The 15595-nt window shown below is 68.8% G+C and carries 13 protein-coding genes; 6 read left to right on the top strand and 7 right to left on the bottom strand.

What is annotated here, in order from left to right; translation table 11 throughout:
- The first annotated feature begins 47 nt into the window (after window positions 1–47).
- Window positions 48–1397, top strand: coding sequence for a chloride channel protein (locus tag VHL31_RS18010; RefSeq protein ID WP_329662625.1), 1350 nt, complete (start codon window positions 48–50; stop codon window positions 1395–1397).
- Here the strand turns inward: VHL31_RS18010 and VHL31_RS18005 are convergent.
- Window positions 1361–1777, bottom strand: a complete 417-nt coding sequence (locus VHL31_RS18005; protein ID WP_329662624.1) for a cupin domain-containing protein — start codon at window positions 1775–1777, stop codon at window positions 1361–1363. The genes VHL31_RS18010 and VHL31_RS18005 overlap by 37 nt on opposite strands.
- Before the next feature lie 98 nt (window positions 1778–1875).
- Between VHL31_RS18005 and VHL31_RS18000 the strand changes: the two genes are divergently transcribed.
- Complete coding sequence (locus VHL31_RS18000) at window positions 1876–3720, top strand: diguanylate cyclase domain-containing protein (RefSeq protein ID WP_329662623.1); 1845 nt, start codon at window positions 1876–1878, stop codon at window positions 3718–3720.
- Between the two features lie 58 nt (window positions 3721–3778).
- Entirely contained in the window at window positions 3779–4198 is a 420-nt protein-coding gene (locus VHL31_RS17995) for a flagellar assembly protein FliX (RefSeq protein ID WP_329662622.1), read from the top strand.
- A 23-nt stretch (window positions 4199–4221) separates the two neighbouring features.
- Here VHL31_RS17995 and VHL31_RS17990 read toward each other — a convergent pair whose 3' ends face one another.
- The 4 genes from VHL31_RS17990 to VHL31_RS17975 all read right to left on the bottom strand — a co-directional run bounded on the left by VHL31_RS17990 (window position 4222) and on the right by VHL31_RS17975 (window position 11653).
- Window positions 4222–5121, bottom strand: coding sequence for a transglutaminase family protein (locus VHL31_RS17990; RefSeq protein ID WP_329662621.1), 900 nt, complete (start codon window positions 5119–5121; stop codon window positions 4222–4224).
- The gene (locus VHL31_RS17985; protein ID WP_329662620.1) at window positions 5118–7736 is read right to left on the bottom strand and encodes a circularly permuted type 2 ATP-grasp protein; all 2619 of its coding nucleotides are present in this window, start codon (window positions 7734–7736) and stop codon (window positions 5118–5120) included. The genes VHL31_RS17990 and VHL31_RS17985 overlap by 4 nt, the downstream gene beginning before the upstream one ends.
- A gap of 99 nt (window positions 7737–7835) precedes the next feature.
- Entirely contained in the window at window positions 7836–8357 is a 522-nt protein-coding gene (locus tag VHL31_RS17980) for an N-acetyltransferase family protein (protein ID WP_329662619.1), read from the bottom strand.
- Complete coding sequence (locus VHL31_RS17975; protein ID WP_329662618.1) at window positions 8351–11653, bottom strand: transglutaminase family protein; 3303 nt, start codon at window positions 11651–11653, stop codon at window positions 8351–8353. The genes VHL31_RS17980 and VHL31_RS17975 overlap by 7 nt, the downstream gene beginning before the upstream one ends.
- A gap of 348 nt (window positions 11654–12001) precedes the next feature.
- Here VHL31_RS17975 and VHL31_RS17970 point away from each other — a divergent pair, with 348 nt between their 5' ends.
- Window positions 12002–12262, top strand: coding sequence for a GlsB/YeaQ/YmgE family stress response membrane protein (locus VHL31_RS17970; protein WP_329662617.1), 261 nt, complete (start codon window positions 12002–12004; stop codon window positions 12260–12262).
- A gap of 66 nt (window positions 12263–12328) precedes the next feature.
- On the opposite strand, the gene VHL31_RS17965 is transcribed toward VHL31_RS17970, so the two are convergent.
- On the bottom strand, window positions 12329–12559 hold the full coding sequence (locus tag VHL31_RS17965) for a hypothetical protein (protein ID WP_329662616.1): 231 nt from the start codon (window positions 12557–12559) through the stop codon (window positions 12329–12331).
- A 159-nt stretch (window positions 12560–12718) separates the two neighbouring features.
- Between VHL31_RS17965 and VHL31_RS17960 the strand changes: the two genes are divergently transcribed.
- Window positions 12719–13732, top strand: coding sequence for a zinc-binding alcohol dehydrogenase family protein (locus tag VHL31_RS17960; RefSeq protein WP_329662615.1), 1014 nt, complete (start codon window positions 12719–12721; stop codon window positions 13730–13732).
- Between the two features lie 7 nt (window positions 13733–13739).
- Window positions 13740–14849, top strand: coding sequence for a hypothetical protein (locus VHL31_RS17955; RefSeq protein WP_329662614.1), 1110 nt, complete (start codon window positions 13740–13742; stop codon window positions 14847–14849).
- A 3-nt stretch (window positions 14850–14852) separates the two neighbouring features.
- Here VHL31_RS17955 and VHL31_RS17950 read toward each other — a convergent pair whose 3' ends face one another.
- The gene (locus VHL31_RS17950; protein WP_329662682.1) at window positions 14853–15455 is read right to left on the bottom strand and encodes a LysR substrate-binding domain-containing protein; all 603 of its coding nucleotides are present in this window, start codon (window positions 15453–15455) and stop codon (window positions 14853–14855) included.
- Between the last annotated feature and the right edge of the window lie 140 nt (window positions 15456–15595).

The following is a 15595-nucleotide window of genomic DNA, read 5'->3' as shown; positions in this document are numbered from 1 at the left end:
ATCATGCCATCCCGGCCCGGGTCGGACGTGCGGGAGACAGTCGGCGCATGGCGGCAAGCGTCCGGTGGTGGCTGAGGCGGCAGCGGCGCCTGCTTCTTTCGGAAGCCCGATGGCGGCAGCAGGCTGTCTTCTGGGGCGGCGGCGCCCTGATCGGCCTGGTGGCAGTGGGATTCGCGGCCGTGGCCGACCTGGCCTATGGCTGGCTCCGGCTGATCATCGCCTGGTCGCCCTATGTGATGCTGCTGGTCTCCCCAGCCGGCTTCGCTTTGCTCGCCTACCTGACCGGCCGCTACTTCCAGGGCGCGCAGGGCAGCGGGATCCCGCAGACGATCGCTGCGCGCGAGATCGACAGTCCCTGGGCCCGGCGGGCGCTCCTGTCGCTGAGGGTGGCGGCCGGCAAGGTTGTCATGACCACGCTGGCGCTGTTGTTCGGCGCCTCGGTCGGGCGCGAGGGGCCGACCGTCCAGGTCGGTGCTTCGATCATGCACGAGCTGGGCCGGCTGGGCGGGCGCCACTATGACGGTCTTATTCTCGCCGGCGGTGCCGCTGCCTTGGCCGCGGCCTTCAACACGCCGATTGCCGGCATCGTGTTTGCGGTGGAGGAGTTGAGCCGGTCGTTCGAGCAGCGCAACAGCCGCCTGGTCTTCTCCAGCGTCATCCTGGCCGGGCTCGTGTCGCTGGGGCTTGTCGGCGACTACACCTATTTCGGCACGTTCGCCGGCCATCCCTTCGGCGGGTCGATCTGGCTGGCGGTGCTGCTGTGCGGGGTCGTGGGCGGGCTTCTGGGAGGAGTGTTCGGCCGGATCGTCATCCTGCTGGCCTTCGCCGAGCGGCAGCCCCTGCTGGCGCCGATCGTCCGCCACAAGGTGCCGTTCGCGGCGGGTTGTGGCTTGCTGGTCGCGCTGATCGGCCTCGTGACCGGCGGTGACACCTACGGCACCGGCTATGAGCAGGCTCGCGGTCTCCTGGAGGGGACGTCGCACGCGGACCCGTGGTTCGGGCTGGCCAAGCTCGGTACGACCCTGCTGTCCACGGTGAGCGGCATCCCGGGCGGGATCTTCTCGCCTTCGCTGGCGGCAGGCGCCGGGATCGGGCACGGGCTGAGCTGGCTGCTCCCGCATGTCGCGGTGGGCGCCGTTGTGCTCCTGGGCATGGCCGGCTATTTCACCGGCGTCGTCCAGGCACCCATCACGGCGGTGGTGATCATCGTGGAGATGACCGGGGCGACCTCGATGACCCTTCCCCTGATGGCGACCGCGATCCTGGCCCTGGCCGCGTCCAGGCTGGTCAGCCCGGACGCGCTCTACCACACGCTGAGCGACCGCTACCTTCCACGGCCGAAGGATCGGGATGCCGGTGCTCAGCGATCCGCGGCGGACGGGTCGAAGATCACGTAGTGCTTGCGCACCGGCTCGATCGTTTCCCAGGTGCCCCGGAACCCCTTGGGGATCACGAAGGTCTCGCCCGCCTTGAACTCGGCCGTGTAGCCCGACGAGGCGGTCAGGCGGACATGCCCGGCCAGGAGGACGCAGACCTCGTCATAGTCGCCCTGAATATGTAGAATCCCCGGCGCGTGAGCCCAGGTGCCCGTGGACAGCACCCCATCCGCGCTGCGGAAGCCCTCCAGCGTCGCGTCGCCCTCGGTCGGCATGGCGAGATCGGTTTCCAGGGCGTGCGGGCGGATGTCGGACAAGGCGCTCACCATCGGTCTGTTCAGGCGGAGACCATAGCGGTGAAACGGGCTGCTCGTCAGCCCATGCGCGATTCCATTGTCCATGCGTGCCACGGGGGTGCGACGTCGCGGTTAAGCACGCAGCAGTTGCAAGTCAAGCTTTTCCATTTCACCATATCGTTCAGGGAACGAGGGAGCAACGCATGGAGGCGGAAGCGGAGGCAGAGCCGGCAAGTAGGTCGGCCCACCAGCGCTATGCCGGTCTCGGCGAGGCGTTGGGCAAGAACATCCAGCAGGTAATCCGCCTGGTCACCTTCGCCTTCGACGTGCCCCAAGCAACGGTGGTGCTGGTGGACAGCGACTATGCCTGGACCGCCTGGTTCCACGGCGATGCAGGCCAGTTCAGCGTCGATCGTTCGGCCTCCTTCTGTGGCAGGGTCATCCACGAGGGGCGACCTGTGGTGATCGCCGATGCCCGCCACGACCCACGCCATGCCTGCCACCCCCTGATCGACCGCGACGATCCTCTGTTCTTCTATGCCGGCGTGCCGCTCGTTCTCCACAATGGCGAGTTGATCGGGTCGCTCGGCATCCACGACCGCCGCAGCCAGGTCGTGTCAGACGAACAGCTGGCCGCACTCGAGGACTTCGCGGCGCTGGTCGTGCGCAACCTGGAACTGCAGCGCCAGGCTTGCGCCCAGGCGGAACTGGAAGCCCAGGTCGAGGCCGAGCGAGGCCGCCTCGGCCGCATCATCGACAGCCTGCCGTTCGATCTCTGGCTGTCCGACATCGACGGTCGCTACATCCTGCAGAACAAGGTCGGCCGCGAGCTGTGGGGCTCGAACCTGGGGAAGCGGCCCTCGGAAATCGGCATTCCCCCCGAGATCGCGGTCCAGTGGACGGACACGAACCGGCGCGTGCTGGCCGGAGAAACGATCCGCGGCGAGTTCTGCTACGAGGCCGGCGGGCGCCGGCTGCAGCTGGAGGAGATCATCTCGCCGCTGCGCGACGAGGACAGCCGCGTCGAGGGCGTGGTCGGTGTCAGCATCGACATCAGCGAGCGCAAGCGGGCGGAGACCGCCCGGCGCGAGAGCGATGCCCGGCTGAAGGCAGCGGTGGAAGCCCTGCCCTTCGACTTCTGGACCTGCGGTCCCGACGGCACCTACCTGATGATCAACAGTACCGCACGAGAGCACTGGGGCGACGTGCAGGGCAAGAATCCCGCGAACCTCGATCTTGATCCGGAGATCAAGGCGCACTGGCTGGAGAAGAACCGGCTGGCCCTGTCCGGCAAGCGGCTGCGCCACGAGGCGACCTACGGTACGCCAGACCAGCCGCGTCATGTCGACGTCATCATGGCGCCGGTGGAGATGGACAACCGGATCATCGGCCTGGTGGGCGTGAACGTCGACATCACCGAGCGCAAGCTGGCCGAGCAGCGGCTTGCCCACCTGGCCCACCACGACCCGGTCACAGGGCTGGCCAACCGGCGCCTGTTCCACGAGCGCCTCACCGAGACCGTGAGCCGCAGCCATCGGCAAGGCTACACCTCGGCGCTGCTGCTCTTGGACCTGGACGGCTTCAAGGAGGTCAACGACACGATCGGCCATGACGGCGGCGACGCGCTCCTGGTCGAGGTCGCCAGCCGCCTGAAGACGGGGCGGCGCGTGACCGACCTGGTGGCGCGGCTGGGTGGCGACGAGTTCGCGGTGATCCTGGAAGCGGTGAGGCAGCCCGCCGACGCCGCCGAGATCGCCACCCAGATCCTGACGATGTTGCAGCACCCCTTCCGGTTCGAGGGGAACGAGGTGCGGCCGCAGGCCAGCATCGGCATCGCGATCTATCCGACCGATGGCGGAGGATCGGCATCCGGCCTCCTCAAGCATGCGGACATAGCCCTTTATCGGGCCAAGCGTGATGGCCGCGGCCACTGGCGCTTTGTCGACGAAGAGATGCGCTCTCGGACGGAGAAGCGGCGCGAGCGCACGGCCGACCTTTTCGCCGATCCGCGATCTGGCCCGCTGCCGGGACTTTCCCCGTCCAGTTAACGGTTTCTTAGCCTCTTGGGTGCAGGATGAGCCGTGAAGGAGGCGCGGCAGCCGCACCATGCTCGTCCAGACACTCCCCTCGCTCTCGATCCACCGCCTGCGGGAGGTTGGTCACACGTCCGGACCGCGCTTCCAGGCGCTCGACCGCACCAGACCGGGCGGGGCCGGTCATGGACCCGGCTCGACGGCGGCCCTGACGTCGCTCGGCACGCTGCTGGCCGTGCAGCAGGTGGAGCCGGCGGGCCCGGAGCGGCGACGCCGGGCGATCCGGCGCGGCGAGCAGTTGTTGGCCGCCCTGGAGGACATGCAGATGAGCCTGCTGTCGGGCGACCTGCCGGTTCAGCCCCTGGCCAGGATCCGCGCCTTGATGGCCGATGACGCCCGCGCAGGCGATGACGAGTTGGACGGCATCCTGCGGGAGATCGAGGTCAGGGCCGCCGTGGAGCTAGCCAAGCAGGAACAGGACGCTCGCCGGTGAGGCTCCCGGCCTTCAAAACCATATCAGCCGGCTTGGCGCACCGAGACCTGGGGCGGGCCATGGTCCTTCGGCACGACGTCGACCTCGACCTCGACCACATGGGCGCCGCCGCCAAAGATGACCCCGTTGATCGGGCTGACGTCCGCGAAATCCCGGCCGAAGGCCAGCGTCACGTGCTCCTCGCCGGGGACGACGTCGTTGGTCGGATCGAGATCGACCCAGCCGACCGGTGGTGCCCAGACTTGTACCCAGGCATGCGAGGCGTCCGCCCCTACCAGCCGGGCCCGGCCGGCCGGCGCACGCGTCATGAGATAGCCGCTGACATAGCGCGCCGGGATGCGGTGCGCGCGCAGAGCGGCGAGCATCAGATGCGCGAAGTCCTGACAGACACCCCGGCGCAAGGCAAAGCATTCGGCGACCGAGGTCCCGACATTGGTGGCTTGCGAGTCGTAGGCGAAGGAACGGTGGATGGCGCGGTTGAGGTCCAGTGCCGCGGCCAGGACCGGGCGGTCTGCGGCCAGCATCGACGCCGACCAGGCATGGAGTTCGTCCGGGCAGCGCACGGCCGGCGATTCGAACAGGAACTCGCGCACACCCAGCTCGGCCGTGGCGGGACCGTCCGCCAGCGTGCCGACCGGATGGCTCGCCGCCGACTCGAACGAGGGCTGCGGGCGGATGGCGACCGTGCTGCGTGCGGTGACGACGAACGAGCCGTGCTCCTGCTCCAGGGTCACCACGCTCATCGCGTTGCCGAAGAAATCCGGGACTTGGCGGATCAGGGTCGGCTTCGGCTGGATGTCCAGCTGGAACCCGAGCACGTCCTGGCGGTCGGTCGTGCGGGGTGCCAGGTGAACGACATGATGCGCGATCGAGACCGGCTGGCCGTAGCGATACATGGTCCGATGGCTAACCTCGAGGATCACCCTGCCTGCCTTCGGCTGCGCGCCGCCGTCGTGAGGACCCGCTCGGTATGCGCGAAATAGGCCCGCCCGATCAGGTCGGACAGGTCGGGCAGGCCGTGGTCCAGCTCCTCCAGCAGCCGGTCCAGCGCCGGGAGCGGGTGCTCGGAATCCGCGAGCGATTCGATCTCGGCGATGCGCATCATGCTGACCAGCTTGAGGGCCAGCCGGCGGTCCGGCCCGCGCTGGGAGGAATCCTCGGCACTGGGCAGGCGCTCGACATGGGCGGCGACCCGCTCGAGCTGCCAGGAGATCGAACGCGGGTTGGTGTCATCCAGCAGGAGAAGGTCCAGGACCGGCAGGAGCAGCGGCCGGGTCAGGTAGCGCGACCGGTAGGTCATCGAGCTGTCGCCAAGCTCCAGCAGGAGGGGCAGCGTGCCGCTTGCGGCAATCTCGCCGCTGCCCACGACGAGGCCGCGAAGAAGGTCCACGAGGTTGATGGCGCGCTCGATCCGCCGCCCCATCTCGATGAACCGCCACGCATAGTTGCGGGTCATGTTCTCGGCTTCGGTGCCGGCGAACGCGGTGAGCTGGCGCAGTCCCACCTCGAGCAGGTCGGCCGTCTGCCATTCGGCCACCCGAGCCGGGCGCGACCGCCAGGCACGGTCGACATGGAGCGCGGACAGGAGCCGCCAGGCGTCATGGCTGATCTGGTCGCGCACGAGGGTCGCCGTGCGATGGACCTGGGAGAAGGTCTCCCGCAGGCCGTAGCTGTGCGAGCTGTCGAAGATCAGCATCGCCAGCCGCTCGTCGATCTCGGTCTCGTCCGGCTGCACCACCGGCTTGAACCGTTCGACCCGTCCACGGCTCTCCAGCACGTTGAGCAGCCGGCCCAGCAGGGCCGGGTCGCTGCCGGGACGCGTGTCGTCGATGCGGCGGACGAGCACCGCACGCAGGGACCGGATCACCGATTCGGAGCGCTCCGCGTAGCGGCCGAGCCAGAACAGGTTGTCGGCGGTCCGGCTCAGCAGGTCGCGCCCGGTCCGGCGCAGATGCGCGGCGCTGAGGGTCGGCTGCAGGATGCTGCCCTGGACGACCTCGGCCTTGTCGGTCAGCACCCACAGGTCGCCGGCACCGAAACCGTTGGGCAGGCCCACCGTATCGGGCTGGCCGGCGAAACGGAGCAGCGCTCCCGGCATCACGCGCCAATCGCCGCCCGGGCTGCAGCTGGCGAACACCCGCATCGCCACCGGCATGGGCACCAGCGCCGGCTGACCGTCGCCGGTCTCGGCGAAGGCCGGCGTCGTCGCGAGCGTGACGGGGGACACGGCGACGTAGCGATGGCCGTACCGCTCCAGCCGCGCGCCCAGCTCCGCCAGCTGCGCGCCACCCAGCCTTGTCAGGTCGATGCTGGTCGCGGCCTCGCCCGGATCGTTGCGCGCGGTTGCCAGTTCCACCCGCCAGCGGTCCGGCTCGCAGAACAGCCGGGCGCGGGCAGCCGGGTCGCCCAGCCAGAGCGCCGGCGCGTCCTCGATCAGCAGGTCGCTTCCATCCAGCTGGCGGGCGAGCGCTGCCATGAACGGCGCCAGGACGCGGTTCTGGACGACGGCCGTGCCGAGCCGGTTCACCACCTGCACGGCACCGCTGCGCACCGCGCGCACCAGGCCCGCGATCCCCAGGCCGTGCGTGCCAGGGATCTCCAGCGGATCGCAGGCGAAGCTGTCGATCTGCCGCAGCACGAGGTCGACCCGCTGCAGCCCGTCCAGGGTCTTCAGGAAGACCCGTTCATCGCGGACGGTGAGATCGGCCGTCTGCGCCAGGGTGTAGCCGAGATAGCGGGCGAGATAGGCATGGCCGAAATAGGCGGCATGTTCCGGCTCGTGGGCGAGCATGGCGATCCGACCGTCTTCCTTGCCCGTCGCGGCCGCCAGGTCGTCGCGCAGCTGATGGAAGTAGCCCACCAGCCGCTGCGTGCCGCAGCGGCGGAACAGGTCGGCGAACCCGTGGGTCATGGCCACCCGGTTGGCCAGCGCGTAGCCGATGCCGGACGGTGCCTCGGTCTGATCGGCCAGGACCACCCAGCGGCCGGTAGCGTCCCGCGCGAGATCCACCGCATAGTTCGTCAACGGCTGCCCCTCGAGCCGCGGGCCACCGGCCATCGCATGGACGAACTGCTCGTTGCCGAGGATCGCATCGGGCGGCAGGTGGCCGTCCAGGAGCAGGCGGCGGGGACCGTAGAGGTCGGCCAAGACGGCCGAGACGGCACGGGCCCGCTGGCAGACCGCGGCCTCGATCGAGCGCCACTCGCTCTCGGCCAGCAGCATGGGCATGGTGTGCAGCCGCCACGCGAAGGCCCGGTCGTCAGGGTCCGCGTACACGTTGAAGGCGGCACCATCGTCCCGCACCAGTTGCGTGGCACTGGCCCGGGATGCCTCGCGCTCCGCGGTGTTCATCGAGCTCATCAGTTGGACGAACCGCCGCCAGGCCGGGCGCGGCCGACCGTCGCTGCCCAGCATCTCGTCGAACGTGCCCGGCCTGGGGGCGTAGCCCGCGAACAGGGCTGTGCGCACGGGCGCCGATCTTGGCGGCGCCAGGGTGCCGGCGATCACCGCATCGTTATGCTGGTCTCCGGCTTCCACGTCGAAATCACCGCCCTTTGCCCGCGAGTGTCGCCCGCCCGCCGATGGATATCAGCGTGCCACGAGCCGGGGCAACGCCGCCGACGCCCCCAGGGGCCATCAGCCGGGCGGTGTGGCCGCACCCGCGCCGAGTTCCTTCTGCATGATCACCACATCCAGCCACCGGCCGAACTTCCATCCGGTCGAGCGCATCGCCCCGGTATGCTCGAAGCCCAGGGCCGCATGCAGCCCGATCGACCCGGCATTTTCCGAATCGCCGATGACGGCGATCGCCTGCCGGATGCCCTTAGCCTCACAGCGTTGCAGCAGCGTCGCCAGCAGGGCCCGGCCGATGCCCTGCCCGGCCTTTTCAGGGTCCACGTAGATCGAGGTCTCGGCCGCGAAGCGATAGGCCGGGCGCGGGCGGAACCAGTTCGCATAGGCATAACCCCAGACGGCTCCCTCCTGGTCGAGCGCCACGAGCCAGGGAAGCCCGCGGCCGACCACCTCGGCATGGCGCCGCTGCAGTTCCGCCAGGTCCGGCGGTTCCAGCTCGAAGCTGCCGGTACCGTGATCGACCCAATAGGCGTAGATCGCCTGGCATGCCTGCAGGTCGGCGGATGATGCATCGCGGATCACCATGCACCCCTCCCTCCTACGCGCCGCAGGTCCAGGGTCATCGGGAAGTCGGGGTTGGGTGTCGGGGTCAGCGGGGTGAACGAGCCCTGGCTGTGGCCGATGCGTTCGAACCGGGCGAGGCGGCGGGCTTCCGCCTCGTAGGAGTTGATCGGGAAGCTCTCGTAGTTGCGGCCGGCCGGGTGCATGACATGGTAGGTGCAGCCGCCGATCGAGCGACCGGACCAGCTGTCGTAGAGGTCGAAGACCAAGGGCGAATGGACGCCGATCGTGGGGTGGAGGCAGGCAGCAGGCTGCCAGGCGCGAAAGCGCACCCCGCCCACGAACTCGCCATGCGTGCCGGTCGAGGTCATCGGGATGGCGACACGGTTGCAGGTGACGACGTGGCGGCCAGGCGTGGCACCCTGGATCTTCACCTGCAGGCGCTCCAGCGAGCTGTCGACATAGCGGACCGTGCCGCCGATCGCTCCCTCCTCGCCCATCACGTGCCAGGGCTCCAGGGCCTGGCGCAACTCGAACTGGACGTCCTCGAACTGGGCGTCGCCGCAGGTCGGGAAGCGGAATTCCAGGTGCGGCGCGAACCATTCCTCCTTCAGGTCGAAGCCGTCCGCACGCAATTCTGCCAGGAGGTCGGCGAAGTCCTTCTGCAGGAAGGCCGGCAGCATGAACCGGTCGTGGAGCGAGGTGCCCCAGCGGACCAGCCTGCCCTGCCAGGGCTTCTCCCAGAACCGGCAGATGAGCGACCGCAGCAGAAGCTGCTGGGCCAGGCTCATGCGCGGGTGCGGCGGCATCTCGAAGGCGCGGAATTCGACCAGGCCCAGGCGACCCGTGGGACCGTCCGGCGAATAAAGCTTGTCGATGCAGATCTCGGCACGGTGGGTGTTGCCGGACACGTCGATCAGGAGGTTGCGGAAGATCCGGTCGACCAGCCAGGGCGGCACGTCCGGCGCATCGTCGCCGGGCCTGGGCACCTGCGAAAGGGCGATCTCCATCTCGTAGAGCTGGTCGTTGCGCGCCTCGTCGATGCGCGGCGCCTGGCTGGTCGGCCCGATGAACAGGCCGCTGAACAGGAACGACAGGGATGGGTGATTCTGCCAGCAGCCGATCAGGCTGGCGAGCAGGTCCGGGCGGCGCAGGAACGGGCTGTCGGGCGGGGTGGCGCCACCCACCACGATGTGGTTGCCGCCGCCCGTCCCGGTGTGGCGGCCGTCGATCATGAACTTGTCGGTGCCGAGCCGGCTGTGGTGCGCGTCGTCATACACGCCCTCGGTGATCGCCACCGCCTCGTCCCACGATTCGGCGGGATGGACGTTCACCTCGATCACGCCGGGGTCGGGCGTGACCTTGATCACGCCGATGCGCGGATCATAGGCAGGAGTGTAGCCCTCCATGACGATGGGCTGACCCAGATCGCGCGCGCTCTCCTCCAGGGCGGCAACCAGCTCGACATATTCCACGGCGGACGGCGTGGGCGGCATGAAGACGTGCAGCGTGCCCTCGCGCGGCTCCACCGCCAGCGCCGTGCGCACCGGCCGGCTCGTGGCCGGGCGCTCCTGCCTCTCCGGGGTCGGCCGGCGCTCCAGGCGCCGCTGCAGGCGCGGGTCCACGCCCGGCAGGGCGGCATGGGCGGCGAACGGATCGGCCGGAATATAGTAGGGATAGTCGACGGTCGGAATCCAGGGCAGCGACTGGAGCGGCAGGCGCAATCCCAGCGGCGAATCGCCGGGGATCAGGAACATCTTCTCGCGTCGCAGCGACCAGCGCTCGCTGTCCCAGCGTCCGAAATTGCGGCTGTTCCAGGGCTGGATCGGCAGGACGTAGCCGACCGGCGTACCGAGGCCCCGATCGAACACGCGGGCCACCCGTGCGCGCTCCTCCGGGTCTGCCAGCCTGTTGTCCGCGGCCGTGACGTTCTCGGGGAGCGACGCCTCCTTGAGCAGGTAGACGGCCGGGTCCTCGTAGGCCGGCAGGACATAGTCGCCTTCCAGCCTGAGATGCTCGCACAGGCGGTGGATGAAGCGCTCGGCATCGGCGGGGTTGGCGGAGCCCCTGGTACCGGCATCGGCGATCAGGTCCGGGTCGTGCCAGAGCTGCTCGCCGTCCTTGCGCCAGTAGAGGCCCAGCGCCCAGCGAGGCAGCTGCTCGCCCGGATACCACTTGCCCTGGCCGAAATGGAGCAGGCCACCCGGCGCGAAGCGGTCGCGCAGGCGGCGGATCAGGTTCTCGGCGAGCACGCGCTTGGTGGGGCCGACCGCGGCCGTGTTCCACTCCGCCCCCTCCATGTCGTCGATCGATACGAAGGTGGGCTCGCCGCCGGTGGTCAGCCGCACGTCGCCGGCCTTCAGTCGCTCGTCGACCCTGCGACCCTGCGCCAGGATCGCCTGCCACTGCTCGTCGGCATAGGGCTTGGTCACCCGCGGGGTCTCGCGGATGCGGGTGACCTTCATCTCGAAGCCGAATTCAACCTCGGCCGGCTCAACGCCGCCGCTGATGGGCGCCGCGTTCTGCGGCTCGGCGGTGGCGGCCAGCGGGACATGCCCCTCGCCGGCGAGCAGGCCGGAGGTCGGGTCCAGGCCGATCCAGCCGGCACCGGGGATGAACACCTCGCACCAGGCATGGAGGTCGGTGAAGTCGACCTCGGTGCCGGACGGGCCGTCCAGCGACTTCACGTCCGGGGCGAGCTGGATCAGGTAGCCTGACACGAAGCGGGCGGCGATGCCGAGGTTGCGCATGACCTGCACGAGCAGCCAGGAGCTGTCGCGGCACGATCCGGTGCGCAGGGCAAGCGATTCCTCCGGCGTCTGGATGCCGGGCTCCAGGCGGATCACGTAGCCGATCGCCTGCTGGAGGCGCCGGTTCAGGTCGACGACGAAGTCGATCGTGTTGATGGGCGCCCGCGGGATCCCCGCCAGAAAGGCCCGCAATTGGGGGCCGGGCTCCTCGGTCTCCAGGTAGGGCAGGAGCTCCTTCTTCAGCTCCTGGCTATAGGTGAACGGCCATTCCTGCGCGGAATCCTCCACGAAGAACTCGAAGGGATTGAACACCGCCATCTCGGCGACGAGGTCCACCTCGACGATGAAGTGGTCAGTCTTTTCTGGGAAGACGAAGCGTGCCTGCCAGTTGCCGAACGGGTCCTGCTGCCAGTTGATGAAGTGCTCTTCGGGCTGGACCTTCAGCGAATATCCCAGAACGCGGCCGCGCGTATGTGGGGCCGGGCGGAGCCGGACGATCTGCGGCCCGAGCGCGACGCGGCGATCGTAGCGGTAGCTGGTGCGGTGGTGCAGGGCGACGTGGATCGCCATCGCGGAGCCTCTTTACGAAGGTACCCGTCAAGATCGGGCAGCAAGCGTCGTGCCGGGCCAGCATGACGGCTCACGACGGCCGCGGGAAGGCATCGCTTGCATGGGGACGATGCAGCGCGAGGCAGCCATGCATGAGAATTGAGCGCCTTTCAGGAAACCACAGGTCTGCACGCCGCTTTCCTGCATGGTGGAACAACCAGGACGACCGATGCCGGCCGCATCACGCAGGTCGGTCACGTCTACGCTCGGCGGGTCAGGATCCTCGTGCGACTGCTGACGACGTGGCGTTGAGGCGCGTTTTGGTACAGACCGTGTTGTGTAGAACAAGTTCAAGTTGAGGAACGCGCCATGGGCATCATCTGGACGATCATCATCGGGTTTCTTGCAGGCCTCGTGGCCAAGTGGATCATGCCTGGCCGCAACGAGCCGAGCGGATTCATCCTGACGACCATTCTCGGCATCGTCGGGGCGTTCCTCGCTTCCTACCTGGGCCAGGCCGTCGGCTGGTATCGTGCTGGCGAAGGTGCAGGCTTCATCGGCGCGGTCGTCGGCGCGATCATCGTGCTGGCGATCTATGGCGCGATCGCAGGACGCCGCTCGCGGGCCTGACGCCTGCGCCGGACAATCCATGAAACGGCCAGGCCATCCGGTCTGGCCGTTTCATGTCCGGCTGCATCAGCCCTTGATGAGCGCCTTGACCGGGCAGTAGCCCGTCGAGCCTCGATAAGCCAGATAGGCGCCGGCACCCAGGGTGAGCAGGTTGAGCAGCATGTTCGGGCGCGGCTTCATGCCCATTGCCGCGAGTGCGAGGCCGCCCAGGACATAGGCGCTGCGCTGGCCGGGTGAGAGGAAGCCCCCTTGGGAGAGCGAGCGTTCCTGATGCGTGGTTGTCGGTGAATAGGCCATGCGTTGCTCCTGTCGTTCGTGTCATGGAACACACCGCGCCGGAATGAAGTTCCGCCGGAAGGGCCTGGCCGCCAAGGGCCATGGCCGGTCACAAAAGCTGGCCGCTGCACGCATCTGATCCTAGGGTCCGCGCGCAGGATGGCGGGAGGCGATGGCGATATGCGTGCGGTGGTTTGCGAGACGCCTGGCGTGCTCACGATCGTGGAGAAGCCCGTGCCGCGGCCGGGCCGCGACGAGGTGCTGGTACGGATCCGGCGCATGGGCGTCTGCGGGACCGACCTGCACATCTTCAACGGCAAGCACCCGTTCCTCGAATATCCCCGGATCATGGGGCACGAGCTTTCCGGCGAGGTGGCCGAGGCAGGTGCCGGGGTCGAGCTGAGCGTCGGCACGCCCGTCTACATCATGCCCTACCTCACCTGCGGACACTGCGTGGCCTGCCGCAAGGGCAAGACCAATTGCTGCACCTCGATGCAAGTGCTGGGCGTGCATTGCGACGGTGGCATGACCGACTACCTGGTCCTGCCGCGCCGGGTCGTGTTTCCCGCCGAGGGCATCCCGCTCGACCAGGCGGCCCTGATCGAGTTCCTGGCGATCGGTGCCCATGCGGCGCGGCGGGGCGACTTCGAAGGGGGCGAGCGGACGCTGGTGGTGGGGTCGGGACCGATCGGTCTTGCCTGCGCGATCTTCGCCCGGTCGCGAGGGGCCGAGGTCACCCTGGTTGACGGGCGCGACGACCGGCTCGATTTCGCGGCGCGCGAGCTGGGCTTCGAGCAGGCCGAACGGGCCGGGCCGGATCTGGTCGAGCGGGCGAAGAAGCGGACGGACGGCGACCTCTACGACCGGGTGATCGACGCCACCGGCAACCCCAAGGCGATGGAGGCGAGCTTCGGCCTGGTCGCCCATGGCGGGGCGCTGATCTTCGCCGGGGTGGTGCGTACCGACCTCACCTTCTCCGACCCCGAGCTGCACAAGCGCGAGCTGACGGTCTATGCCAGCCGCAACGCGACCGATGTCGACTTCGTGGAGGTGCTCTCGGCGGTCCGCTCCGGCGCCGTGCAGGTCGACAAGCTGATCACGCACCGCGCACCGCTGGAGGAGGCGGTGGGGCGCTTCCCCGCCTGGACCACCCCGGAGGCGGGCGTGGTCAAGGCGATGATCGAGCTGGCGTGAGGACCTGATGCATCCTGCCATCCTGCAGATCGGCACCGGCCGCCTTCTCCAGGCTCATGCCGACCTGATGATCGACGAGGCCCTGGCCGCCGGCGAGGCGGCCGGACCGGTGATCGCGGTGACCACGAGCGGGACCCCGGAAGCGGCCAGGCGGGCACAGGCGCTGGCCTATGGCGCCGGCTTCCCGATCCACATCCGCGGGCTGGTCCACGGCGAGCCGGTCGACCGGCAGATCCAGGTGACCAGCGTCATCAAGGCGCTGGATGCCGTGACCCACTGGGACGATGTCCGCGCCGAGGCGGTGGACCCGCGCATCCGCGCCTGGATCAGCAACACCGCCGACCGCGGCTACGAGCTGCACGACGAGGACCATGCCGGCACGCCCGTGCCGCGGTCGTTCCCCGGCAAGCTCCTCAAGCTCCTGCAGGCACGCTTCGAGGAAGGCGGCGCTCCCTTGTCGGTGTTCCCGCTCGAGCTGGTCACCGACAACGGCAAGGTGCTGCGCCGGATCGTCAGCCAGCTTGCAGGCAGATGGGGCGCCTCGGACGGCTTCCTCGCCTGGCTGGACAACGAGGTCGTGTTCGCCGACAGCCTGGTGGACAGGATCGTCAGCGAGCCGATCGAGCCGGTGGGTGCCGTGGCGGAGCCCTATGCGCTCTGGGCGATCCGGGACATGCCGGGCCTGTTCGTGCCGCTCAAACACCGCGACCTGGTGGTGACGCCCGATCTGGAGCGCTACGCCCGCCTCAAGCTGTTCATCCTGAACCTCGGCCACACCTGGCTCGCCGAGCGCTGGCTGATCGAGGGGCGGCCGGCTGATGAGACCGTGCTGCAGACCCTGCAGGACGTCGACATGCTGGCCAGCCTCGACCGGGTCTATGACGACGAGGTGCTGCCGGTTTTCGTCGCGATCGGTCTCGGCGAGGAGGCGGAGGAATACCGGCGGACCACGATGGAACGCTTCTCCAATCCCTATCTGCGCCACCGGCTGGCGGACATCGCGCAGAACCACCAGGCGAAGAAGGAGCGTCGCTTCGGCGGACTGATCGCGCTCTCGCGCGAGCATGCGCCGCATCATCCGACACCGCTGCTGGATGCGGCACTGGCGGGCGGCTGACGGTCAGATTCCCGCGCGGCAGTCGGTGAGCAGCTGGCCGATCTCGACGAAGTCGCGCTTGCGTGGCGAGGTGCGCCGCCAGGCGAGGCCGACCACGCGAAAGGGCTCCGGGTCGGTGAACCGGACCAGCTCGATCCGCCCGTCCGTCACCTCGGTCCTGGCCGCGATCTCCGGCAAGAGCGTGATGCCATAGCCGTTCGCGACCATCTGGATGATGGTGGCGAGGCTGGAGGCGCCAAAGCCGGACAGCCGGCCGTGATGTGCCGGCCGCGTGCAGTAGGCGAGCGCCTGGTCGCGCAGGCAGTGGCCTTCTTCCAGGAGCAGCAGACGCTCCCGGTCGAGGGCCGCCGGGTCGATGCGTCCACCGCCGCCGGGTTTGCCCGTGGCGCTGCGTGCGACGAGGAAGCGGTCGTCGAACAGCCGGATCGTCTCCACGTCCCGCTCGTGCACCGGCAGGGCCAGCAGCAACAGGTCGAGCATCCCCTTGCGCAGTTCGGCCACCAGGCCCTGCGTCTGGGTTTCCCGCAGCTGCAGGTCGAGCTCGGGATAGGCCGCCTGGATCGCCGGCAGGGCCTTGGGCAGGAGATAGGGGGCGATGGAGGGAATAATACCGGCTCATAGAAGTTTTGACTTGAGCAGGTAGGGGTAGGCGGTGAGGCTGGCGAGCCGGCCGGTCTCAGCGAGGAGCCTATTCCAGGCCTGGCAGGTGGCATCGAGCACGGCGCCGTAGTCGCCCAGCACTCGAT

It is taken from the genome of Geminicoccus sp., assembly GCF_036263595.1.
Classification (GTDB): domain Bacteria; phylum Pseudomonadota; class Alphaproteobacteria; order Geminicoccales; family Geminicoccaceae; genus Geminicoccus.
The sequence above is the reverse complement of the archived record's forward strand: the minus strand, read 5'-3'. Positions and strand labels throughout refer to the sequence as shown.